Source organism: Paenibacillus spongiae (assembly GCF_024734895.1).
GTDB lineage: Bacteria > Bacillota > Bacilli > Paenibacillales > Paenibacillaceae > Paenibacillus_Z > Paenibacillus_Z spongiae.
The window spans coordinates 1886028-1910013 of record NZ_CP091430.1 but is presented as its reverse complement, the minus strand read 5'-3'; the positions used below and the strand labels follow the sequence as shown (position 1 = coordinate 1910013).

Annotated in this window: 26 protein-coding genes and 1 riboswitch; of the genes, 8 read left to right on the top strand and 18 right to left on the bottom strand. The window is 49.3% G+C overall.

Features of this window, described 5'->3' with window-relative positions; genetic code table 11:
* Entirely contained in the window at window positions 1–672 is a 672-nt protein-coding gene (locus tag L1F29_RS08735) for an HAD family hydrolase (protein ID WP_258389646.1), read from the bottom strand.
* 248 nt (window positions 673–920) lie between these two features.
* A riboswitch (guanidine-I (ykkC/yxkD leader) is annotated at window positions 921–1026 on the top strand.
* 127 nt (window positions 1027–1153) lie between these two features.
* On the opposite strand from L1F29_RS08735, the gene L1F29_RS08730 reads away from it, so the two are divergent.
* The 4 genes from L1F29_RS08730 (at window position 1154) to L1F29_RS08715 (ending at window position 3407) form a co-directional block, all read left to right on the top strand.
* Window positions 1154–1495 carry a DMT family transporter gene (locus tag L1F29_RS08730; RefSeq protein ID WP_258387939.1) on the top strand — a complete coding sequence of 114 codons (342 nt, stop codon included), beginning with the start codon at window positions 1154–1156 and terminating at the stop codon, window positions 1493–1495.
* On the top strand, window positions 1496–1810 hold the full coding sequence (locus tag L1F29_RS08725) for a DMT family transporter (protein ID WP_258387938.1): 315 nt from the start codon (window positions 1496–1498) through the stop codon (window positions 1808–1810).
* A gap of 104 nt (window positions 1811–1914) precedes the next feature.
* Entirely contained in the window at window positions 1915–2685 is a 771-nt protein-coding gene (locus tag L1F29_RS08720; protein ID WP_258387937.1) for a polysaccharide deacetylase family protein, read from the top strand.
* Between the two features lie 107 nt (window positions 2686–2792).
* Window positions 2793–3407, top strand: coding sequence for a YhcN/YlaJ family sporulation lipoprotein (locus L1F29_RS08715; protein WP_258387936.1), 615 nt, complete (start codon window positions 2793–2795; stop codon window positions 3405–3407).
* 91 nt (window positions 3408–3498) lie between these two features.
* Here L1F29_RS08715 and L1F29_RS08710 read toward each other — a convergent pair whose 3' ends face one another.
* Window positions 3499–3735, bottom strand: coding sequence for a DUF362 domain-containing protein (locus tag L1F29_RS08710; RefSeq protein WP_258387935.1), 237 nt, complete (start codon window positions 3733–3735; stop codon window positions 3499–3501).
* Window positions 3736–3753: 18 nt separating this feature from the next.
* Window positions 3754–4836 (bottom strand): Mrp/NBP35 family ATP-binding protein, encoded by a 1083-nt coding sequence (locus L1F29_RS08705; protein ID WP_258387934.1) that lies wholly within the window; start codon window positions 4834–4836, stop codon window positions 3754–3756.
* Window positions 4837–5716: 880 nt separating this feature from the next.
* Here L1F29_RS08705 and L1F29_RS08700 point away from each other — a divergent pair.
* The gene (locus tag L1F29_RS08700) at window positions 5717–6130 is read left to right on the top strand and encodes a YhjD family protein (RefSeq protein ID WP_258387933.1); all 414 of its coding nucleotides are present in this window, start codon (window positions 5717–5719) and stop codon (window positions 6128–6130) included.
* A 146-nt stretch (window positions 6131–6276) separates the two neighbouring features.
* Here the strand turns inward: L1F29_RS08700 and L1F29_RS08695 are convergent, their stop codons facing one another.
* The 11 genes from L1F29_RS08695 to moaA form a co-directional block, all read right to left on the bottom strand.
* Window positions 6277–6846: a manganese catalase family protein gene (locus L1F29_RS08695; RefSeq protein WP_258387932.1), complete on the bottom strand. Its 570-nt coding sequence runs from the start codon at window positions 6844–6846 to the stop codon at window positions 6277–6279.
* A 30-nt stretch (window positions 6847–6876) separates the two neighbouring features.
* Window positions 6877–7140 (bottom strand): spore coat protein CotJB, encoded by a 264-nt coding sequence (locus L1F29_RS08690; protein WP_258387931.1) that lies wholly within the window; start codon window positions 7138–7140, stop codon window positions 6877–6879.
* 1 nt (window position 7141) lies between these two features.
* A complete protein-coding gene (locus L1F29_RS08685; RefSeq protein WP_258387930.1) occupies window positions 7142–7366 on the bottom strand; it encodes a spore coat associated protein CotJA in 225 nt (74 codons plus the stop codon).
* A gap of 320 nt (window positions 7367–7686) precedes the next feature.
* The gene (gene ytvI / locus L1F29_RS08680) at window positions 7687–8718 is read right to left on the bottom strand and encodes a sporulation integral membrane protein YtvI (protein ID WP_258387929.1); all 1032 of its coding nucleotides are present in this window, start codon (window positions 8716–8718) and stop codon (window positions 7687–7689) included.
* A gap of 33 nt (window positions 8719–8751) precedes the next feature.
* Window positions 8752–10101, bottom strand: coding sequence for a hemolysin family protein (locus tag L1F29_RS08675; RefSeq protein WP_373876486.1), 1350 nt, complete (start codon window positions 10099–10101; stop codon window positions 8752–8754).
* 22 nt (window positions 10102–10123) lie between these two features.
* Window positions 10124–11251: a radical SAM/CxCxxxxC motif protein YfkAB gene (yfkAB, locus tag L1F29_RS08670; protein ID WP_258387927.1), complete on the bottom strand. Its 1128-nt coding sequence runs from the start codon at window positions 11249–11251 to the stop codon at window positions 10124–10126.
* A 138-nt stretch (window positions 11252–11389) separates the two neighbouring features.
* Complete coding sequence (locus L1F29_RS08665) at window positions 11390–12502, bottom strand: HD-GYP domain-containing protein (protein WP_258387926.1); 1113 nt, start codon at window positions 12500–12502, stop codon at window positions 11390–11392.
* Window positions 12503–12638: 136 nt separating this feature from the next.
* Window positions 12639–13490 (bottom strand): undecaprenyl-diphosphate phosphatase, encoded by an 852-nt coding sequence (locus L1F29_RS08660; RefSeq protein WP_258387925.1) that lies wholly within the window; start codon window positions 13488–13490, stop codon window positions 12639–12641.
* 49 nt (window positions 13491–13539) lie between these two features.
* Window positions 13540–14982 carry a bifunctional metallophosphatase/5'-nucleotidase gene (locus tag L1F29_RS08655; protein ID WP_258387924.1) on the bottom strand — a complete coding sequence of 481 codons (1443 nt, stop codon included), beginning with the start codon at window positions 14980–14982 and terminating at the stop codon, window positions 13540–13542.
* Between the two features lie 24 nt (window positions 14983–15006).
* Entirely contained in the window at window positions 15007–15489 is a 483-nt protein-coding gene (locus L1F29_RS08650; protein WP_258387923.1) for a hypothetical protein, read from the bottom strand.
* A 51-nt stretch (window positions 15490–15540) separates the two neighbouring features.
* Window positions 15541–16542, bottom strand: coding sequence for a GTP 3',8-cyclase MoaA (moaA, locus tag L1F29_RS08645; protein ID WP_258387922.1), 1002 nt, complete (start codon window positions 16540–16542; stop codon window positions 15541–15543).
* 104 nt (window positions 16543–16646) lie between these two features.
* Here moaA and L1F29_RS34195 point away from each other — a divergent pair, with 104 nt between their 5' ends.
* The 3 genes from L1F29_RS34195 (at window position 16647) to L1F29_RS08625 (ending at window position 20130) form a co-directional block, all read left to right on the top strand.
* Window positions 16647–17384 carry a molybdenum cofactor biosynthesis protein MoaE gene (locus L1F29_RS34195; RefSeq protein ID WP_309252389.1) on the top strand — a complete coding sequence of 246 codons (738 nt, stop codon included), beginning with the start codon at window positions 16647–16649 and terminating at the stop codon, window positions 17382–17384.
* Between the two features lie 417 nt (window positions 17385–17801).
* Entirely contained in the window at window positions 17802–18866 is a 1065-nt protein-coding gene (locus L1F29_RS08630) for a ThiF family adenylyltransferase (RefSeq protein WP_258387921.1), read from the top strand.
* Window positions 18867–19071: 205 nt separating this feature from the next.
* Entirely contained in the window at window positions 19072–20130 is a 1059-nt protein-coding gene (locus L1F29_RS08625) for an HD-GYP domain-containing protein (protein ID WP_258387920.1), read from the top strand.
* A gap of 237 nt (window positions 20131–20367) precedes the next feature.
* On the opposite strand, the gene L1F29_RS08620 is transcribed toward L1F29_RS08625, so the two are convergent.
* From L1F29_RS08620 to L1F29_RS08605, 4 genes are all read right to left on the bottom strand, one after another.
* Window positions 20368–20994: a hypothetical protein gene (locus L1F29_RS08620; protein WP_258387919.1), complete on the bottom strand. Its 627-nt coding sequence runs from the start codon at window positions 20992–20994 to the stop codon at window positions 20368–20370.
* 135 nt (window positions 20995–21129) lie between these two features.
* The gene (locus tag L1F29_RS08615) at window positions 21130–21687 is read right to left on the bottom strand and encodes an IolE/MocC family protein (RefSeq protein WP_258387918.1); all 558 of its coding nucleotides are present in this window, start codon (window positions 21685–21687) and stop codon (window positions 21130–21132) included.
* 360 nt (window positions 21688–22047) lie between these two features.
* Window positions 22048–22584 (bottom strand): dihydrofolate reductase family protein, encoded by a 537-nt coding sequence (locus L1F29_RS08610; protein WP_209979975.1) that lies wholly within the window; start codon window positions 22582–22584, stop codon window positions 22048–22050.
* 928 nt (window positions 22585–23512) lie between these two features.
* Window positions 23513–23983 carry a hypothetical protein gene (locus tag L1F29_RS08605; RefSeq protein WP_258387917.1) on the bottom strand — a complete coding sequence of 157 codons (471 nt, stop codon included), beginning with the start codon at window positions 23981–23983 and terminating at the stop codon, window positions 23513–23515.
* Window positions 23984–23986 lie beyond the last annotated feature (3 nt).

Here is a 23986-nt window from a genome sequence, read left to right as displayed (position 1 = left end):
CTACAGCTCCAACAGCTCGCGGAAATCCCGGATGAGCACATCCGCGCCCCGCAGCTCTTCCTGCTTGCCATAGACCGCATAAGCGCAGCCGACGACCTGCAGTCCGTTGTTCTTGCCCGCTTCGACATCGGATGAACGGTCGCCGATCATCCAAGCCGTCTTAATATTGTGGTCTTCGAGGAGTCTTGCGACAAGCTCTACCTTCGACGCCGTCTTGTATTCGCCTGCGCTGTACAAGCCGTCGAACAGTCCGGCAATCCCGCGATACTCCGCCACGCCCTTTACGTATGCCTCCAGTCCGTTGCTGGCGACGAACAGCTTGCGGCCCCGCGCTTTAAGCTCGCGGAGTGTCGTCTCAACATGAGGATATAACGTGCCCTCGCCGGCTGCGAGACCTTCCAGCTCGTACTGCAGCATCAACACGTCCGCTCGTTCGCGAGCCGCATCCGAGCTGCCTGGCATCACGATTTTCCAAATATCCTCCAGCAGCATGCCGAGACAGCCCAGCAGCTTCTCCACCGGCGGGTTCGGTCCCTCATACAGCCCTTCCTCCCGAAGCGTTGTAAAAATACGCTCATGTACGCTTAGGAGCAGCGTATCCGTCTCGAATAATGTGCCGTCCATATCGAATATGAGCGCCTGAGGCTCCGGCAGTTTGTTATAATCGTTCAGTTTATTTCTCTCCCTTCAAAGCATTACCACCTAAAAGTTTTGCTCGTATTCGCTGCCGAAGGAGCGAATACGAGCAAAACTGTCTTCGGAAGCATATGCCCTATTCTACCACTTTCCGCGTTCGATATCCTGCGGTCTTAGCCATCCAAACATTCGGCATCTTTACCTGAATCCGTCCCCCTTCTCTCAAGGTAAAATTTGCCATTGATTTTTCTTTGAACATACACTAAAGTAGTACATAATTTCATACGAAGGTTTTCTAGGGTTCCGCGGTTCAACGCCGGTCTGGTCCAAGGGAAAACGCGCGGAAGCCATTTTTTCGTGAATACACGGAGGGACAAAAGCCCGGGAGATATCGTACAACGATATTTCTCGGGCTTTTTTTAATGGTCCGCATTCCTGACTGGGCAAACTGATGCTATGACCGATGCTGCAGCGAAGCCTTGGTAAATTTTCACGAGACAAAGGAGAGTTGACCATTATGAAATCAGATTGGGTCAAAGTCATTATCGCCGCACTATTTGAGGTGTGCTGGGTAATCGGGTTGAAACACGCGGATTCTGCATGGGAATGGGCCGGAACGGCAGTGGCCATCTATGTCAGCTTCTATTTGATGATTACCGCCAGCCGCCATATACCGGTAGGGACTGTCTATGCCGTCTTTGTCGGTCTGGGAACAGCCGGCACCGTTTTGGCGGAAACGCTGCTGTTCGGCGAACCGTTCAAAGCGGCTAAAGGTTTGCTTATTCTGCTGCTGCTTGCCGGAGTCGTCGGCCTCAAGCTTGTTTCCGATAAAAAAGCAGTGAAAGGGGAGGAAGCGTAAATGGCATGGACTTATTTAATTCTCGCCGGCCTGTTTGAAATGTTTGGGGTAGCCATGATAAATAAATTGAATAAAGACAAGAACTGGAAGGCGTTTCTGCTGCTCCTTACCGGATTCGGTGCAAGCTTCCTATTCCTCGCTCTTGCGATGAAATCGCTGCCGATGGGTACGGCTTATGCGGTATGGACGGGAATCGGCGCATCGGGCGGAGCCATTCTAGGCATGCTCGTCTATGGCGAGCCAAAGACGGCGCTGCGCATTCTGTTTATTGCCATGGTGCTCGGCGCAGCGGTTGGATTAAAGCTGATTTCCTAGCGCTTGACCATTTTCGCATCCAGCTTTTGCATGTAATCCCGCTCCTTATGACATGATAAACAAAGTGATCGATATCATGTGTAAGATGCAAAGGATGGATCCGTATGTTTGCACGTATAAGTTTGCTCGGGATGATCTGCCTTTCGGTTCTGCTGATGGCTAGTGATGCAAACGGAGCGCCCCTAAAGAAAGACCGGTTTTATTATGAGAAGAAAGGCGAAATGATTTGGGAGGTCCAAACGGATCAGAAAATGATTGCGCTCACCTTCGATGACGGCCCCGATCGCAGACAGACCAATGAAATTCTGGACCTGCTCGAACGTTATGATGCAAAATCCACCTTCTTCGTCGTGGGCAAGCGTGTCGCACAGTACCCCGATGTGGTCAGACGGGTCGTAGCCGAAGGACATGAGGTAGCCAATCACACGTACAATCACGTTTATTTCCAGCTGCCAGCCTCGGAGGAGCTTGTCCGGGAGGAAATCGAACGGACGGAGAAAGAAATCATTCAGGCAACAGGACGGAAATCCGCTTTATTCCGTCCGCCGGGCGGGACCTATGACGATCATATCGTACAAATTTCCAACCGGATGGGTCTGATGCCCGTCATGTGGTCATGGCATCAGGATACGCGGGATTGGAGCCGCCCCGGAACACGCAAGATTATAAATAAAGTTCTGCAGAATGCACGAAACGGCGATATCGTTCTGTTCCATGATCATGTGCGCGGTAATTCGCAGACGATACCGGCACTGGAGGTCATCCTTCCTGAATTAAAGGAACGGGGGTTTCGCTTGGTGACCGTTTCCGAGCTGATCAAATCGTCCGTTTCCGAAATCAACAAGAAGCTGCCAGCAGGTGGCAAAGGTTCTTGATTTTTACCCTGTATGGTTCACCAGCTTCCCGCACATTCTATGTGCAGGAGGTGATAAACCAAATGTTAAAATACTGTGGAGCCTTGGTTTTATCAGCAGCGCTAATTGTGACTGCAACTGGATGCGCAACGAACAGAACTACTGACGGTGTTAAAACAAATCAATACAAGGCTCGTACTACTCACCCTGGTACTCCCCTTGGTACGGACGGGTATCGCACCCGCACGACGACGCCTGCGCCTTACGGCACGACGGACGGATTCCGTACCCGTTCAACCACTCCGTATGGCATGGATAACACGTTGACGGATGGTAATCGGACGCGTACGACGGGTCCTCACACAATGATGGATGGCACTGGCACTGGCACGCATACGTCTTATCACAAGGATCATTCCGATAAGCTGGCCAAGCATATCTCCTCCATTAAAGGCGTGGATAAAGCGACCGTCGTCGTTCATAACAATGACGCTATCGTCGGTCTTGATGTCAAACCAGGGCAAAACACGTCGAAAATCACAGATGAAGTTCGACGCACTGTGGAACGCGAACATCCCGGATATAAAGTGCATGTAACGACGGATAAAAACATGCATACAAGAGTAAAGAACTTCCAAACGCAGATGGTTCCTCTGGACGGACACCCGATCCGCAACATGTCGGAAGACGCCGGAATCCTGATCCGGGATATCGGCCGTACCATAACTGCACCATTCCGTTAATGCCGCTTCAATAGGTTTCGGATAACAATAAGGGCAATCCAAGCTGGCTTCAGCTTGGACTGCCCTTATTAAATAATGCCCGTTGGATTGGTTAGCCTCTGAAAAACTTCTCGGCTTTATCGTAAAACACCTTGTCCTCGTCTGTCATTTCATCTTCCCATACAATCGCATCTACCGGACATGCTGCTTGGCAAGCGCCGCAATCGATACATATCTCGACATCGATAAAATATTGATCCGGTCCTTCCGCAATACAATCGACCGGACATACGTCCACGCAATCCGCTGCTTTCTCGTCGACACAATTACCTGTAATTACAAAACCCATGATGTCCCATCCTTTAAATTATGCTTCAAGCTGTTTAATAACCTGCTGGGCAAGATTCGCGTAAATCGCCCCGTTAGTCGTTTCCGGCTTATAGATGGAGGTCGAGAAATCAGGCTCGTCCTGATCATTCGGAGGCGTATCAATCGGAATTTGCGCGAGCAGCTCCGTCTGCAGCCTTTCCGCCAGCTGCTTGCCGCCGCTGCGTCCGAATAAGTAATGCTTCTTCCCGGTCTCGTCTTCATAGTAAGACATGTTCTCGACAACCCCTAGAATACGATGCTCGGTTTGAATCGCCATCGCTCCCGCCCGGGTTGCCACACCGCTGGCCGTCGCGTGAGGAGTCGTCACGATAATCTCCGCGCATTGCGGGATTCTCCGGTTAATGTCCAATGCGACATCTCCGGTTCCTGGCGGCAGGTCGATAATCATATAATCGAGCTCGGGCCATTTGACTTCATTCAAGAACGTATTCAGCATCTTCCCGAGCATCGGTCCGCGCCAAATTACGGGATTATGCTCCGATACGAAGAAGCCGGTCGAAATAATATGCATGCCATACCGTTCGACCGGAACGATATGATTCTTGTCGGTTTGGCGCACATCCTCGACACCGAGCATGCGCGGAATACTGAACCCGTAAATATCGGCATCGATAACTCCGACCCGCTTGCCGGCCCGTACCAGCGCCGAAGCAAGGTTTACCGTGACCGTCGATTTCCCGACGCCGCCTTTACCGCTGGCAACAGCGAGGAATTTCACGCTCGAATCCGGCGATGCGATTGGTGCGAGCTCCTGCTTCGCGCTTGGGATGCGAGCGGGCTTCGGGGCATAAGCTCCGCTGACGATAGCATCCTTCTCCTGTTTCGTAATGCTTTTGACACGGATATGCACGTCTTGAACGCCGATCGCATTCAGCTTTTCCGTCAGCTTCGTCCGGAAGAGGGCTTCCTCTCCGCTTTCTTCCGAATGGAGCAGCAATGTTAGCGCAACTTGGCGCTCATTGACCATTACGTCACGAATAAGACCCGTATCCAGAAAAGGTCTTCCGCTCTCGTCATCTATTAATTCGGCAAGTGCTTTCTCAACAAGTTCTCTTTGCATGGGCTTCACCTACTAATCCTTGAACTGGGTGGAAAAATTGCAACTTTGGGACTTACTGCGTTGGTTGGGCGCGTATAGCAGCACGCGAGAGGCTGTAACGCCGAAAAACGACGCGAGCGCTGTAAGGCCGTTTTAGGGACTTACAGCGTGGAATGCGCACGCGTGAGCAGCCCGCGAGAGGCTGTTAGTTATTTCAGGGCTGAATATGTTTTAGTGTCTAGTAACGCCTGTATTATACACCCGTATAATCGGATATGCAATATTGCAAGAGCGAGTTGCGATAATAGGGCTAAAGCCAATAAAAAAGGGCTTTTCCCGACTATATACTGTGCAGAAAAGTACCCTATCGATTCATATACTTTCATTAAAACAGTCTCCCGCTCTCTGAGTAATTTCATACTTTCCTGAGGACCCACTTTATCGATGTCATATCAACAGGTGTCGCGAGCCTTATTCTCCGTGACAATGCCCTCGTATTGCTTAGCAAGAGGATCGCCCTTGTCTTGGAAAAGGCAGACATCCTAGGAATGCCTGAAGCATTGCTGTAGAACTAGGCGCTGTCATAGAGGGCGAAGTATTTACACAGTCAAGCCGCTTTCATCTGCCCACAATTTAACATCGAGATATAACAGGAAAAAGTACTGAATTTTTCATGTGTTTCGCCGATTTTGGTCAACAGGTATAAGAAAGACCAAGACACATCTATCTTTGATCCGTTGCATAAATATGCTGCCTTTTTAACTTCCCTGATTAATAAAAGCTTGTCGTATTTGGCTCCACTCGAAGAAACCCACATATTGGCATCAATACTGAGGGTTACTTCTGAACAATATAAACATATAATATACAAACGTACGTTCTGTAGAGAGGTGGGATTCTAATGAGGCGTAACATTCCTTCCCGCAAAGAAATAGAGGCTGTGCGTGACTACATCTTATTGCCGTTTATGTTGGATATAGTGGAGACAAATCGAAGGAAGTTAATGAGCGACCCCTTGTCCCTGAGATTATTGTTTGAGGCCTCCTGCGGATTGCTTGCTGATCGGATTCACCAGGATCTTATTAAAGTCCGGAAATTCCTAAAGGAACATGAAATCAAAGTTGCGGACGTCGGTCAGTTCGAGGGGCAGATGAATTTTAAATATTGGGTACGCGGCTATGAAGATTCGTTTATGCTATTGCGGGAGTTAGTAAAGGCGGAGATCAGCAAAAGATTCGGAACGTATATTTCGGAGATAGCAAGAGGATGGAACACAAATGTTAAAAAATCCCTTATCAACAGATATGGTCAGTGAGGACTTACTTCGTTCACTCTACTTTTATACGAGTCTTACTAATAAGGAGGCACAGATCGCTAACGTGGTTCTACATTAGGCTTTCCACCCCCAAAAAAAAAAGCTTTCCCGGCTAAACTGCTCCAGGAAAGCACCCTAAAATTCAATTAAAATACTTTCTTTGTCTCCCGGTCCGCCTTAATGATCTCAACCGCTTCCTTAAAGCGCAAGGCGTGAACAATCTCCCGTTGGCGGAGGTACTTCAAGCTGTCTTGGAGATCCACGTCATCGGTCATATCAATGAGCCATTGATAGGTGGCGCGTGCCTTTTCCTCTGCAGCTATATCCTCATAAAGATCGGCAAGCGGATCGCCCTTGGCTTGAATATAGGCAGCCGTCCAAGGAACGCCGGAGGCGTTGTTGTAGAACAATGCGCTGTCATGGGAGGCAAAATGTTCACCGAGCCCAGCCGCTTTCATCTGCTCCGGCGTCGCGTCCTTGGTCAGCTTATAGATCATCGTCGCAATCATTTCAAGATGCGCAAACTCTTCTGTTCCGATATCAGTCAGCAGGCCGATTACTTTATCGGGAATCGTATAACGTTGATTTAAGTAGCGCAATGCGGCGGCAAGTTCGCCGTCGGCCCCGCCGTATTGCTCAGCCAAATATTTAGCCATTTGCGGGTCGCACTTGCTGACCCGTACCGGATACTGCAGCTTTTTATCATAAATCCACATGAATGCCTTTCCTCCCCGTTACCTGCCGACTTAAACTTGCCAAGGCCAGGGCGTCTCAACCCACTGCCAAGGATACTTCGAAAAGCTGTGCCCGTACTGAAGCAGCGGCCCGTAGTGCATCTCAAAATGATAGGCGCATTGCTTGCGCTGCTGAGCCAATTGATTGAATTGCTGCAGTGCCTGCATATCGTTCGGATGCGTGTCTAGATACAACGTCAGCTCGACAAGGCCAAAATCAAGCTGCTGCAGCTCTTCCAGCTTGTGGTAGTACTGTTCATCCAGCTTCGTATTCATGTTATGTCACTCCTGTTCCGCATTTGGAATCATACGGACTGTATAAGGCAGGCCATAACGTTCCCCGTCTAAGCGCTTCCGGGAGCGGGAACTGTGGTAGGTTCATTGGCTGAAAGGGAATGAATTGATTGGGGGGAACAACATACGTCTTCACGTACTTCGGCGGACAAGGATCGAACGGTCCGACAAACGGGTACCATTCCCGGGTTTGATTGCTTACGTTCACGTGCTCTTCCTCCTAAAAGTTTAGTGGAGCATTTCTTCAAGGACATCTTCGTAACAAAACTGCTTCGTAAGCATACACTTGAGTTTTGTGAAGCATTGCTTCACTGGACAACTTCGCAACAATACTGCTTCATAAGCATACGCCCATTCCTACCCCATCTTATGACAAATGCCTATAAATGGTTCGACAAATGCTGTAAAGATTTCCCGGGTAATAATGGAGTCACAGGTCAAAAGTCACGTAATATGATGCAAAGCACGCATTTTGCCCACAAAAAAAACCAGCATGCGCACAAGGCGCACACTGGTTCCGCTTACAAGCTACAATTTTATTTTCAACTGAAATAGTCCAGCCTTACGGGCTGCCATATAGATAATAACGACGAGCGGTCCGAGAAAAACGCCGATAATGCCGACCAGCTTAAATCCGACATAGAGACTGATCAATGCTGACAACGCTCCGATTCCAACCGAGTCGCCAAGCACTTTCGGCTCAACGATCCGGCGGAAGACGGTTATCACAATAAACAGTACCAGGAGTCCGATTCCTTCGAAAGTAGCGCCGGTCAGAATCAGGTACGAAGCCCAAGGAACGAGGACAGAGCCTGTGCCTAGAATCGGCATGATGTCTACGATGACGACAAGCAGCGCAATGGCAAGCGGATATTTTAATCCAAGGATAAGCAGCCCAATGAGCGTAATGATATACGTTAACACGCTTAGGATGAACTGCGAGCGAATAAATCCGAATATCGAGCGGCGGAGGTTCTGAAGCACCTCATCCACCTGCTGTCTTGAACGTTCATCGAATATGGACAGAAATGATTTTTTTAAAGTATGCAAGCTGTAGCTGAACAAGTAAACGGCTACTAAGAACACGATAAAGAAGATAAACATGCTCGGTATGCCCTTGGCGAAACCTACAAAAGCACGTGAAACCGACGTTATCATGCTGAACAGCGCATTCGTTAAGCCCTTAAGCCAGCTTTCCAGCTGAGCGGCGGCATCGGGCGGCATATGTTTATATAGATTCTTGGCACTCTCCAGCGTACTCTGAATGTAATGATTGGCCTCGCTGACGACGCTCGGCACTTTACCCCAGAAGGCAATCAATTCGGCAAACACCTTAACGCCGACGATAGCCATCAGCCCGATAAGCAGCACCGTAAATATCGTACTGGATATCGTGGCTGAGGCCAGTCGGTTCAGCCGCATCTTGCGCATGAACAGCTGCGTAAGCGGTTCGAGAAAAATAGCCACCACCAGCGCTAACAGAAAAGGTGCGCCGACAGTGAATAGCAGGTATAGAAAAATTAAGCCTGCTGCGGCTATGAATAGTTGTTTGAACGACATCAGCCTTCCGATCCCCCCTATTACTCCCCTGATCTAATCCTCCGGATCTACAATCTTCAACTGCGGTTCCTGGCCGCTCTTGCGCCGATAAATAAATACCCGCAGCACACGCAGCTTGGCGCTCTCGGCTACTTCGAACACGTAGTCGTCGTACTCGATCTTCTTCCCCTTAACCGGATTCCCTTCCAGCTTCGTGAACAGCCATCCCCCAATCGAATCAACATCCTCGTCCTGGATATCCAGGTGAAACATGTCATTCACCTCTTCAATAAGCATACGCGCATCTACCGAGGTGATGTCCCCTTTCACGATGACGCTTGGCTGGTCGTCATCGAATTCATCATGGATTTCACCGACGATTTCTTCCAGGATGAGCTCGACAGTAAGCATGCCTGCCGTTCCGCCATACTCGTCGACGACGATGGCAAGCTGAGAATGCTTCCGCTGCATGAGCTGCAGGACATGGCTGATCTCCATCGATTCCGGCACGTTCAGAATCGGGCGAAGGAACATTTTCAAATCATGCTCTTCGTCAGGATCGGCCGTTAACAAATCGGTAATATGTACGAATCCAATGAGCTGATCCTTGTCTTCGAAACAAACCGGATACCGGGTATGCTTCGTCTTGTAGACAATCTTCATGTTCTCTTCATAGGACTGGTCCGCGTACAAACAATCCATGTCCGTCCGGGGAAGCATCACTTCCCGGGCAAGGCGGTCCGAAAATTCAAAAATGTTATCGAAGAGTTTCATCTCATCCTTGTCGATAATGCCGCTCTTGGCGCTTTGATCCATCAAAATGCGAATCTCTTCTTCTGTATGCGCGGATTCAAGCTCGCTTGCGGGTTTAATGCCAATCAGCTTGAGAAGCTTATTAGCGGCTCCGTTTAACAGCCATATGGCTGGCAGGAACAAGCGATGGAACCACATCAAGGGCATAGAAAGCCAAAGCGAGGTCGCTTCGGATTTCTGAATGGCCAATGATTTCGGCGCCAATTCTCCAAGCACAATATGGAGAAACGTGATAACAAGAAATCCGATTAATACCGAAATGGAAGTCGTGATAGAATCATGATTCATCCCCAAGTCCAGCAGCAGCGGCTCGACGATAAGTTCGGATATGGCCGGTTCCCCTACCCAGCCTAATCCAAGCGAAGCCAATGTAATCCCGAGCTGAGTAGCCGACAGATAAGCGTCAAGCTTCTTGTTCACTCTTAACGCATGCCGCGCGCGCGTATTCCCTTCATTAGCCAGCTGCGTCAGCCTGGACTGACGCACTTTGACGAGCGAGAATTCCGCAGCAACGAAAAATCCGTTCAAAAAAACAAGAAAGAGAACAAGCAACAGGTTCAGCACTATGGGCCCGGCTTCCAACGAACTCACTCCTTAAAGGTGAACTGTACTATTAAATAACCGCTTGGCGCTTACTGAAATCCGTTTCTTTATAATACATATCTTTCACGAGCAGATTCGGTCCGCAGCAGGAAGCCGCAGGACAATGGCAATCCACGCTGCGCGCGAGCGGATTGGCGAGCCACCGCTCGAACAGATCGTCGAGATTATCGGCATTTACGTTCCCGAATGCGGGAACATCGGAGAAATCGGTGACATAAACATCTCCCGTAAACAAATTGACATTAAGACGGTTGCGGCCATCCGGATCGTTGCGTACCGTTACGTTCGGCTCCTTCGCCAGACGTTCCAGCAGGATCCTCTCCTGCGGGTCGTCGCTGCAGCGGAAGAAAGGAAGCGTGCCGAACAGCATCCAGACATTCGGATCGCGATTGTCGAGAAGGGACGTTACCGCGGCTTTCATCTCGTCCTTGCTGATGACCGGCAGATCCGCAGCGAAGGAGCTCGGGTACATCGGGTGCACCTCATGCCGCTGGCAGCCCATTTCGACGATTAACCGGTGAATTTCGGCCATTTTGGCATGGGTACGGAAGTTGATCATCGATTCTGCCGACACGAGCAAGCCGCCTTCGCTTAGCCTGCGGGCGTTATCGATCATTCGTTCATACATGCGGGCGGCGTTATCGTAAGAAACGGCATGGCCGCTCTTCGCAAATCCCACCTGATGAAAATCGTCAGCCGACGTATAGTTGAACGAGATGTGCATCACATCCATATAGGGTGCGATCGCTTCATAGCGGCTGTAATCCAAGGTGACGTTGGAATTGATTTGGGACCGGACTCCTCGGCTGCGCGCGTATTGAAGCAGCGGGATCAAGTAATCTTTGACCGTCCGGTTCGAGAAGGTAGGCTCCCCGCCCGTTATACTGATCGTTTGGAGATGCTCCACTTCCTCCAGCTTCCTCAGCATGGTCGCAAGCGGAAGCTTGGCCGGCTCAGATAAGACGAGCGTATCGCCGACGGCACAATGTTCGCATCTCATATTGCATAAATTGGAAATGGTCATCTCGACGCTCGTCAGCCGGTGACGGCCGAACTCCCGCAAGGAGACGATAGGATCCCATGGGTCGTTCGTAGGAGATAATGCAGGAAGCAAGCTTGGATGTTCAATGGCTTTCATTATGTTCAGCACCTGACTTTAATTGAATTAACAGTATTCTTTATATTCTAATGTTCATCGCCCCTCGTTGCAAATGAATACAAGAAAAAAGAGCCCTTCTGCGGCTCCCAGTCCTTTGTTCTCATGTTGTCTGTTGCATCAAGCGGGTGAATTGACCAGCAGCTGTTCATCATTGACATTGACGATCATGGCAGTCAGCTCCTTGGACAAATCGATTTCGTAGGGAGCCTTCAGCTCTTCCCCGTATTCGTTATACAGGATGCGCACGATCGGCCGGTGCGGGCACGAGGCGTTGATATCGACGACAACCCCGGATTCGCCGCTTAGCAGCTTGACCGTGAGGCCAAGCGGATAAATCGCCACCTTATCGCGGAACAATTGCAGCATGCGCTGCTCATAGAGCGTTCCCGAACCTGCGTACAGCGATTCCACCGCTTGATGGGGAAGCATCGGATTTCGGTATATACGCGTTGATGTCATTGCGTCGTATGAATCGACAAGGCCGATCCATTTGGCATATTCATGAATTTCATGGCCTCGAATGCCGCGCGGATAGCCGCTGCCATCCAGCCGTTCGTGATGCTGATACGCGCAATGGGCAACGATGAGCGGCATGTTGGGCTCATCCTTGAGCAAATAATAGCCGCGCTCGGCATGCCGCTTCATTTCTTCGAATTCGTCCTGTTCCAAGGAGCCTTTCTTCTTCAAGATGCTCGTGCTGACTTGGGTCTTGCCGATATCGTGCAGCAGCGCTCCAAGACCCAGAATCATCAGCTCGTCGCGCGAATATCCGGCAGCTACACCGAGCAGAGTCGAATATACACATACATTCAAGGAATGCTGGAATAAATAATCGTCTACGATCCCCATGTTCATAAGCATGATGAGTGCGTCCTTCTGGTTGGACAGGTCGTCAAGCACCATGTTCATTACTTGGCGAAACGGTTTCGCGATATACGGGTATGTTACACCGCTCCTCCGGTTGGGCCGTTCCATAATATCACGGAAATTCGAGCGGATTTCAACCAGGGCTTTACGCCTAGTTTCTTCCGAGATCATGTCCGGTATCTGCAGATCCGCCGTCCTAGGATCTTCGATATACACAAAGCTGACGCCGCAATCGCATAAACGGTTAATCAGATGGCTTGTTAATTCGACATGCTCCGCCAGAAGAACTAAGCCATCCTCGGAATATATTTTCTTAGCCAGTCTCATGCCGGGCTGGCAAACCTGAGTGGGCAATAATCGCATTGTACCGACCCCTGCCTTGCTTCTATTTTCCTAATCTTCATCTGGAAAAAACTTCGTAATGTTAATGTAAGATATTTTAGGAAAAAGAGCAATAACTCTTTCGTCAAAACTCGACAATAAGCATGAGATTTCGATCTCAACGCATCACAAGCAGCCAGAAGAGCGCGGCCAATGCAAATCGGTAGAAGGCGAAATATTTCAGCTTGATCTTCTGGATATACTTTAGAAAAATAACGATAACCAGCCAGGCCACAACAAACGATACGATAAATCCAACGACGAAGAACAGCAAATTGTCGCCTTGTATGTACTTGTAATTCTCCAGAAGCTCATAACCTGTAGCGGCTGCCATAATCGGAATCGCCATAATAAAGGAGAAATCCGCAGCGGCTCTATAGCTAGTGCCGACCAGCATGCCTCCGGCGATCGTCGAGCCCGACCGCGAGTAGCCCGGCCAGAGCGACAAACATTGCAGCAGTCCGATATAAAGGGCCTGCTTGTACGTAATATCATCCAACGTATCCGATGACGTGCGGATTCGCTTCGTCTCGACAAGCCATTCCGCTGCCCACATATAGAGTCCACCGACGACAAGCGAGATCAGAACCGTGGTCTGGTTGAAGCCTTCCCCCTTGATGACGTCCCGCAGCAGGAAAGCAAGAAGCAGTGCAGGTACGATGCCGAGTGCGATATGAATAAGATTCATCTTGCGCCGAGTTACGTCTTTGGAGGCGAGATCCTTGATCTTGATGACCTCCGTCCGACGCGAAAACCCGAGAATGCTTGCAATCCTCTCCCGGTAGACGAGCGCGATCGCCATGATAGCCGCAAGCTGAATAATGATTTCGAACGTAATGATCTGCTGGTTATCCGGTAAATAACCGAGCAGCTTATTCGTGAGAATCATGTGGCCGGACGACGAGACCGGCAGAAACTCGGTGAGGCCTTCAACAATAGCTAGAATTATCGCGTTAATGATATCTCCCATACGCTATTCATCCTCGCTCTTTAATATATCGGCTCCATAGTCCGTATCTTCACTCCGATATCCATCGGCTTCGCCTGCAATCGATGAGTGCAGAACGATTGCGCAGCTCTTCTGCCAACACGTTGCGTATAAATTCTGGAAGAAAATACCTGATTTCGGCGCCGCTTTTGATTGTCTCATAGCCGACACCGAACGTAAACATGTCAATCGTCCCGACCGTATACACACGGTTTATGTCGAATGGCTCATTGTTCACCGATAACGAAACGATTTTGTTAAGCGCAGGCCGATCGGAATTCCAATGAATGCTCATACCGTCTACCGCCAACGTGCCCAGCACCGAGCCGCGAAAGCCGAAGCCGCGGATGGGCTTGTCGATATATTCGTCGAGAAGAGACTGCTCCAGCGCTTGAAGAATGGCTTGGCCGCTCAGCCTCATGCTGCACGGATTAATCGGAGACGGACAGAGTGAATGGATCTCCCCTTCCGTTACATCTCCGGCAGCCAGCCCGCCAAGGAGCTGCCCCGCATTGACGATTCCGATCTCGGCTCCCGTCCAGCGGCGCAAGCCGGCTGCCAGCAGATTGCAAAGCGGCGACTCCCGGTCCGACCTGGCGGATAGCGGAGCTTCCAGCTTCGTAACGACCCGAGCTAGCCGCTGCGCCGCCGTTTTCTTATAGCCCTCAATGATTTCGGAAGCTTCTGGCTGCTCTTCATAAGCAGCGACAGGAACGCACGCAGCCTTGTAAGCCGGTTTAGCAGTTACAGCATCCAGACGGATCTCAATCCGTCCGATATATTCGCCGAATTTGCCGGCAGCGCACACTCTGGTCGTCCCGATCAGCTCCGGCTGTTCCAGAAGATGATGCGTATGGCCGCCAAGAATAAGATCGATACCGCTGACCTCTTGTGCCATCCGCCTGTCCAATGTCAGGCCGAGGTGAGACATAACGACGAGAACGTCGACCCGGTTCCGGAGCCGGGACACCTGCGCCTGAACTGCTTCAAGCGGATCCGTAACATCCCAGCCGAGCAGCGTGTAGAAATCGGAGAACGCGGCCGTAACGCCGATAAGGCCTATCCTTATGCCCCCCTTGCGTATAATTGACGACGGCAGAAGCCATTCCGGCCGGGTGCCGCTCTCTGTACGCCTCATGTTGGCGCATAAGGCCACGAATTTCGCCTGTTCGTTGTAAGCCCGTTCCAGCTGCTCCAGCGTAAACGTCAACCCTTCGTTGTTGCCGAGTGTAACCGCTTCATACCCCGCTTCATTGAGCAGGTCGATATTGACCTGTCCGTCGCTTCCTTCCGTCTCGAGACGCATCCGATCCATATGATCGCCGATATCGATCGCCAGCACGCGATCGTTCCCATGCATCCGTCGCGTATCCGCAATGTAGGAGGCCATCTTGGCCGCTTGCTCCAAACGGCTATGTATGTCATTGCTGTATAACAGCACGACTTCCGGCGCATCTTCTGGTGTTTCGTTCATGATTGCCTCCGTCCTCTGGAAGAATTAAGGTTTTTTTAGCAGCTCCTGTGTGGAAAACGTGTTTTTAAATCCATATGCAGCATAATCGAGATTATCCGCATCCTGTAAAAATCGGAGGACAACGACGCTCTTGACGTTCAAGCAGGCGCTTGATCCGCTGGGCGCATACAGCCTGATCGGCCCGCCCTTGACAAGCGGTTCTCCGGCAATAGAAAACTGGATTGCAGCATCCTCCAGCTGCTTCCACGGGATGACAGCCTCGAAGGTATCGATGCCCTCAACCTTCAGATGGGTTGGGAACGGCACGTCCGCTCCCAGTCCGTTCTCCTGACGCCATGCCGCATACCATTCCTTGAAATCGAACGCTTCCCCTTCGCCGTTCCCGATGCGCTCAGCCAGCGGGAACACCTTTCCTGCCTGCGCAGCCATCGCTTCAGGGCTTGTTACGGCCGGCTCCGCTCCATCATGCTCAATTCGAATTGACTGCATGTCTACGGTATTCCCCATTATTGTTGCCCCTTCCCGAATGAAAAAGTCTTGTTCTGCCCGCAAGAGTCGTCAACCGCCAATCTGCGACATGCGCCTTCCGGTCGGTTCATGGCTCTGTGATTCATCGGACAGCTTCGCCGCCATCTCATGATTGAGAGGCTTAATATCGAGCGCACGCATGAACAGCTCACGCAGCGCCGCGGGATCTCCGATCGCCTGCTTGACGTTCAATTCGTCCACCCAGTACAAGCACGGCTTCAGATTTCCATCCGCCGTCAGTCTTAACCGGTTGCATCGCTGGCAGAAGTGGTCGCTGACGGGATGAATCAGCCCAAACGATCCCTTGCCTCCCGCAATCCGGTAATCCTCGGATGGCCCGTTGCCCACGATATCATGCAGCCGGGTGACTTCGAACTGCTGCTCCTCCGCAATTTCCAAAACGCGGGATAAAGGCAAGTAGTGACTCTTCCAATTTTCATCCGCATGTCCGATCGGCATATATTCGATAAACCGGACATGAAGCGGCTGCTCGCTGCTAATCTTCAAGAAGGAGGCGATCTCATCCTCGTTAATCCCCTTCAACAGGACGCAGTTCAGCTTGATCGGGCCGAATCCGACCCGTACGGCAGCTTCGATCCCTTCCATCACACGCTTCAAATCCCCTCTTCTGGCGATCAAGCGAAAGCGTGCGGGATCCAGCGTATCCAAGCTGATGTTGACCCGGTTCAAGCCGGCGCTGCGAAGCGCTTCGGCACGATCGGCCAGCATTATGCCGTTCGTCGTCATAGAGATATCACGAATGCCCGGTATGGCCGCAAGCCTGCGTATCAAGTCTTCCAAATCCGGGCGAACCAGCGGCTCGCCGCCTGTTATCCGAAGCTTGGAGATGCCAAGGCTCGCCGCTGTCTCGACGACCTGGACGATCGCGTCGTATGTGAGTAATTCGGAGGACGGGGCAAACTCAACCCCTTCTTCCGGCATGCAGTATAAGCACCGTAAATTGCACCGGTCTGTTACGGAAATTCGCAAATAATCGTGTATGCGTCCGAAGCGATCCGTTAAAGCGGACATGGGCTGCACCCTCCCTTTACGTCTTTGCTTTCAGCATAACATTTTCGGTTATATTATGGTATGCTATTAGCACGAATACGAGCCAAATTGAGAGGTTCTTTACGATGACATTCGAATGGAAATTGCAGTTATTCGCCGGTCTTGCCGAGCGGTTCGGCACACCCGCGCTTACGTTAATGCTTGATCATGTTCAATTAACCGCAGCAGGCCTGAAAGAAGAGCTTATTCGCGCATATCCCCAGCACGAGCCGCTTATTCGCGTCTCCTTCTTGGCTTGCAATCAAGCTTATGCCGCCGATCAAGACTTGATCCGCGCTGCAGATGAACTCGCCTTGCTTCCGCCTGTATCCGGAGGGGAGGAGCCCGCCGCCGATGCTGCCGGGACGATCGAAGATAACCGGTACCGGATTACGGAAGAGCCGATATCCGTTGCCGGCGTTACGGAACAGGTTATCGTACCCGGTCACGGGGCCGCGATTACCTTCACCGGCACGACGAGAGAGTGGACGCACGGCAAGCGGACCGTACGCCTCGAATATGAAGCCTACATCCCAATGGCAATGAAGACGCTCCGTCAAATCGGAGATGAAATCGATGATCGGTGGCCCGGCGCCTTATGTGCGATCACCCACAGAATAGGTGTTGTCGATATTGCCGAGATCAGCGTCGTCATCGCGGTATCCGCCCCTCATCGAGAGGCTTGCTACGAAGCTAGCCGCTATGCGATCGAAAGATTGAAGCAAATCGTACCGATCTGGAAACGTGAAATTTGGGACGACGGGTCCGAATGGAAAGGACATCAGCTCGGCCCTTGGGATCCCGCGGCGCCACCCGCTATATGAAGATCATGACTCAAGCTCCTCATTCTGGCCTCCTTCGGGAGCGGATAAACAGAAGCTTAGAGTCTATCCTTTCGAAGCGAGACGACTGGGTACCGCTTTCTTCGGGAACGGCAAAACTTTAAGCGTATGCTTCCGAAGTCAGTTTTGCTCGTTTTCGCTCCTTCGAAAGCGAATGATTTCACAAAACTTTAAGCGTATGCTTCCGAAGTCAGTTTTGCTCGTTTTCGCTCCTTCGAAAGCGAATGATTTCACAAAACTTTAAGCATATGCTTCCGAAGTCAGTTTTGCTCATTTTCGCTCCTTCGGAAGCGAATGATTTCACAAAACTTTAAGCATATCCTTCCGAAGTCAGTTATTTGCTCATTTTCACTCCTTCGGAAGCGAATGATTTTCACAAAACTTTAAGGAGGTGCACGTTTGTATCATTCCTCCCATTCGGCTCTAGGAGCTGGAGCGGACGACAGATATTCCCGTCAAACCCGGTTCGCGCCCATCGGACAGGAAGGGCAGCGCGGACTCTCCTCCAGTTGCGCCGTCATTGTCGGAATGGGCGCCCTAGGTTCCGTTATTGCGCAGCATCTCGTCCGTTCGGGTGTCGGGCGCGTTCGGATTATCGACCGCGACGTGCTTGAGCTTAGCAATCTCCAGCGCCAAGTGTTATACACCGAAGAGGATGTTCGCGATGCGCTGCCGAAAGCGGAAGCGGCAGCCGCACGCCTGCGCGCAATCAACAGCTCGGTAAGCATCGAATCCGCCGTTGCCGACCTGACGCCGGTCAATGCCGACACGCTGCTCGCCGGAGCCGATCTCATTCTCGACGGTTCGGATAATTTCTCCGTGCGCTATCTTATCAACGATTATAGCCTAAAACATCATATTCCTTGGATTTACGGCGGTGTCATCGGCGCTTCCGGAATGACAATGACTTATATCCCGGGAGAAACGGCATGCTTCCGCTGCCTCTTCCCGAATCCGCCTGCGACAGGCGCCGTGGATACCTGCGATACAGCGGGCGTTATATCGCCGGCTGTCGATATCATCGCTTCCCTGCAGGCCACCGAAGCGATCAAATGGTTGAGCGGCAATCGCGACGCTCTTCACGGAACGCTATTCCAAATCGATCTCTGGCAGCATCGCTGGATGCCTCTTAAGACAGAGGGCTCGAAGAAAGCCGATTGTCCTGCCTGCGGGCAGCATAAATTCACCTTCCTGGAAGATAACCGGCTGGAACCGGCTGCGGTTTCCTTATGCGGCCGGAATACGATCCAAATTACGCCGCAAAGCGAACTCGTCATTTCATTAGCCGAGCTCGAGAAGCGGTTATCGCGTATCGGACGTGTGGAACGAAACCCGTTTCTCCTCCGTTACTATCGGGATGATCAGCATATGGTCGTTATTTTTCCTGACGGCCGCGCCTTCATTCAAGGCACGGAAGATTCAATCGCCGCCCGGCGCATTTATACGGAGATTCTTGGCAGCTGACCCAAGTGCGTACCGCTGCTCTTTCAATGGTAAGGATTCTGTCATTCTATCAATTCGTCTATTATAACTCGGTGCTTTCTGCCTATTTATTTTCATACCATAATGATAATACTCGTTATTTCGATTTGCTCTTATTGCCAATTCTTCGATTTATTGCTACCATAGTCTTAATTAACGGAGAGAATGAGTACGTTCGAGGTGGATCATGAAGATACATGTGACAGAAATTAAAGATGGCGACAAACTGATATACGATGCGTTCAACTCCTACGGATTACATGTATTATCGAAGGGAACAACGTTATTCACGAAAGAAATTTCAGTTCTTCTCCAGCACCAGATCGATTATGTGGATATCGAGACGCGGCAATCCGATATCCCTTTAAACCGCACGTTGGAATCGGGCTTAAGTCCTAAGTGGCTTCCGACGATTGAACCCATATACCAAGAAGTGATTCATGGCTGCGAGCAGCTGTTTTTGGATGCGCTTCATAACGGCCGCATTGCAGAGGATGACGTCTCGGCCACCTTCCAACCGCTTGTCGATAACTTCAAGATGGAACGCGACGTGGTTTCGATGCTTCTCCTGCTCAATACGAAGGATGACTATACCTACCAGCATTCCGTCCAAGTAGGCATGCTTACATACTACTTATCTTCTTGGCTGGGCTATAGTGAAGAAGAATCGGTCAAGAATGGGCAGGCGGGATTTCTGCACGACATCGGCAAATGCCGGATTAAAGACGATATCTTGAATAAACCGGATCGGCTTACGCCGGAAGAATTCGAATTAATCAAGCGGCACACGATTGATGGCTATCAAATTATACAAACCTCCTTCGGTGAAGATTCCCTCGCGGCCACGGTGGCTCTGCAGCATCATGAGCGGATCGACGGAACCGGTTATCCGCACCAGATTACGGGCGATGAGATGCATCCCGTCTCGAAGATCGTCGCGGTCGCCGACGTTTACAGCGCCATGATTTCTTCCCGGGTATACCAGCAGAAGCGGGATCTGCTCTTCGTCCTGCGCGAGCTGTACCGGATGAGCTTCTCCGAGCTGTGTCCGACTACGACGCATACATTCATCCGGCATATGATCCCGAACTTTATCGGCAAGAAGGTAGAACTCCACAGCGGCGAAGTCGGAACGATCATTATGACGCATCCTTCCGAGTTCTTCCGTCCGCTTGTTCAGATCGACGAGCACTTCATCGATTTGTCCGTGGACCACTCCCTTGAGGTGAAACAGGTCTATATGTAAATAGAACTTACATAAACAAGGAATAAGAAGAATGGCTGAACAAGCTTGAATGAGCTTGTTCAGCCATTCTTCTTTTTTTGGGCTATGTTAAACCTTAATCTTGATTTTCAACTAAAGGAAAAACCGCCCTCTCGGACGGTCTACTTGTTCAGCTATCGTTCCCCGTTTAGCTTAATGAAAAAAAGAGCATCTGCCGCGGCGATCTGCTCCCTGGATCGTTCAACTAACGTTCTCCGTTTAGCGTAACGCGATTCGGTAAAGCATACAAGAATTATCAATTAGCGTGTAGTGTTCATCAGGTAATTTGTCCTTTAATGACTGCTCTATTAAAATGGCATGAAACTTTTGTAGGTTATCCTTGAAATTAAGATTTGCTAAGTGATATTTCTCATTTGGCCAAACTACATTAACATCAAACAAACCTTTCATATCTTCTTCAATTGCTAAACCACCTACGCTAAACTTTAACTCTCTATAGAGTGAGATTAATAAACAGATAAACTCATCAAGTTCATCATCTCTTATACCTGGCTGATTCCACTCTGGAGCATCATCTTTAGCTCCGAAAAAACAAATTGAAAATGATAATAACTCCGAACTTATTTTCTCAACAAACAGTAAAGCTCTCCGTTGTCGGGTTGTGTGGACAGTTAAATTGATTTCTATTCGATGGATCATCACACTGTGGGGATCATCCTCATCATAAGGATAACCCTCGTAAAATTGCTGTATATATTCTGGCGAGTTGTGTACTTCTATTTTAACGTTAGTATTATTCAGTTTAGAGATGACTTTTTCAATTTTCGTTGGTTCATTAAATATAAAGCTAAGTTCTAAAAACGGTCCACCTTGTAACCAACTCATTAATAATCACCTCACAAATAATAATACCACTTATTGGAACTATCCTGCCCGTTGCTTAATGAAAAAGGAGCAGTTGCCGCGGCGATCTGTTCCCTGGATCGTTCAACTATAGTGTCCCTTTAGTGGAATGAAATTTTACTTGGACTGCACTTCTAACTCTTCTCCAATTAGCTTTGTACCTTCATAAATGACACCATGGTCATAATTCTTTATATCAAAATACCCATTATAATAATCCCAAACATCTGAACGATTTGAATACGTAGCAATAACGTCCAATATGCGATTAAATAAAATGGATGCTTCAGCTTCTGTAGGATGTCCATCAACCATAAGCCTGAATTTTATGTCCTTTTTGCCATCAAATGCAGAAACAGCAGATTCTATCCCCTCAAATTGCCTAAAATACTTCTCGGACTTTAAAACTGCATCTCCTATGTCTTTCTCAATTGATATTAAGCTTGGTGATTGCCATCTCTTTTTCTCATATTTAACCCAATACTTCTCTCCAACTGCAATCAAATCACTAATATTCAAGGATGTTGATACGCTCGCTTTCCGCCCACTTTCATTTTCTAAAGAAATTGAGTTTGGTGTTTTCTCTACAATTGTTGCATATTCGTAGGTAACTGTCGTATTTGAAAACCAAATAAAGACCGCAAATATAAGCAGGGCAGTAAAAACTGTCATCATTATTTTCCACTTCTTCGTTATTACTCTATAAATGTTCTCCACTTCCTCTTTCAATCAATTAGGCACTGTCAGCAAAGGAGTTATACAATTTCCATTTACATCCTATACGTAGACCCTAAGGGATTTGTTACGCATGCTGCCCGTTAGCGTAATGAAAAATGGAGCAGCTGCAAGGTGCAGACTGCTCCATGGTGTTGAACTAACGTGTCCCGTTAGGTCAATCGTCAATTCCATAAATAACTATGTCATTTCGCATAACTGAACAAATTTTAAAGAATAAGGGATCCTCTGACTGCCGCTACAGCCGGAGAATCCCTATTAAAGTAACGTGCCCTTTAGGCCGCTGGGTCAACCGCACAACTAAGCTGGAACGTAGGTCAACCTGATTACCTTCTCGCCAATTCGATCGCTTGCCACGAGGCGCAGCGGCGGCCGCGGACCGGCGAAGAACGGCTTGCCGTGACCCAGCACGACTGGATGGAGATAGAGTCGATACTCATCTACGAGACCGAGCTCCGTTAGACTGTGGGCCAACTCCGGCCCGGCAACTTCAATCTCCCCTTCATGCTGAGCCTTCAGCCCACGTATGGCCGCTGCGAGGTCGCCCTCGATCAGAGAAGCGTTCGGACCGACGGACTTTAACGTCCTCGACACCACCCACTTCGGTTTGCTTTGCCACGCCGCTGCGTATTCCCGTTCCGGCGCATCCCATTCAAAATGGTCTCCGTCCCAATACCGCATGGTCTCGTACATGCGGCGCCCGTACAGGCTGCCCGCCAGGCCGCGCACGTCGTCGATGAAATGACGGAATAGCACGGGGTCGGGCTGAAATGCCGTGTGGTCGTGGTCGACGAATCCGTCCAGAGACTGGTTCAATGCGAAAACGATCTTTGCCATGCGACTGACTCTCCTCCCTGGTTTTCTCGCACATTCATCATCAAGATTACACGTTCCATATGCAGCCTCCTTTATGTCTACATTTTATCATCCAACAGCATGTCCGGTTTCTCATGGATTGCTAATGTACACAGTCCTGGCCTGACTGAATACAAATTTAATTTAACGAAGGATGGTAAATTAAACAATTCTGCCCGTTAGCCATCCATGTATCCCTTGATCTGCACCACAGAGCATGAAATTTAGTCCGTTCTTTCATAGTAGTTCAACAAGATAACCTTGTCTATTTTTTGGAATTGCTAATTACAGTAGAGCCAACGACAAGCGTAACTGCAATGACCACTATAATAAATGCAGTTTCTTCTATGTTATGAACCTGATGAATTAAATTAGCAAAGTACAGTAGTTCAATTAATAAGATAATTATCCAGATTCCTACATAACGATTGAGATTGATTTTTAACACCTCCTATTGAGACGGCAGCCATTAAACCGAATGCCGTTCGTCCTGTTCGTTGAGCTAACGTCTCCCGTTAGCGTAATACCCCCTCTAAATCAATGATGTGTCTTTACAAAAATGAAAAGACTTATCCATAAAAAAGCTCCAAACAAAAGGGATGTAATAAAAATGAGCAGATTACTGTTATCCTTGTTTATAATCGCTCGTATTGTACATAAAAATAACAACATAAAGAAAAAACAAATTAAGCCAAAGGCAATATCTAATTGATCCCTCCGTCCTGCATCAAACAATCGATCCACTACAGTTAGACGTCCGCAATTTACAGAAAGTTCCACATTTTAAACAATACATTCACCCTCCGACTCTACTGCCCGTTCGTAACAACAAGGCCGTCGCGGCAGCCTGTTGTTTATTGTTGAGCTATCGTTCTTCGTTAGCTCAACGATCCTTCATTTTGTATTAGTTTCATTTCCAATTATTTTTCACAATGAGAATGACAAGGACTAGCAAGAATAAGCCGGCAATATACCATAAAACTTTTCCCCAATCAAATGTGGAACCGGCATATTCACCCTCATAATTCGCTTTAATGAATGACCCATCTTTTATCTTTATCGCAATTGCCTCATTTTTGTCAACGCCTTTGATATTGTAATATTCAGTGCCCTTCGGATAGTGATTCGAAAAATTACCTGAGTATGTGCCTTCCTTGCCTGAAAATGATGTAACTTTGCCGATTATTGAACCGATTTGTTCCTTTTCCACTCGATTGTCAGAAACCTCTCCTAGCTTCGCCACTTCATCAAGCAAAGCATGCCCCAACAAAAACAAGCGGAAGAGGAGCCGTCTGATGGCTTTACCTCTTCCGCTTGCTCCAACACACTGAGTATCGCCGAGCGTTATGACACCCTTATCCGTGTCCTTTCGAATTTCCATTGC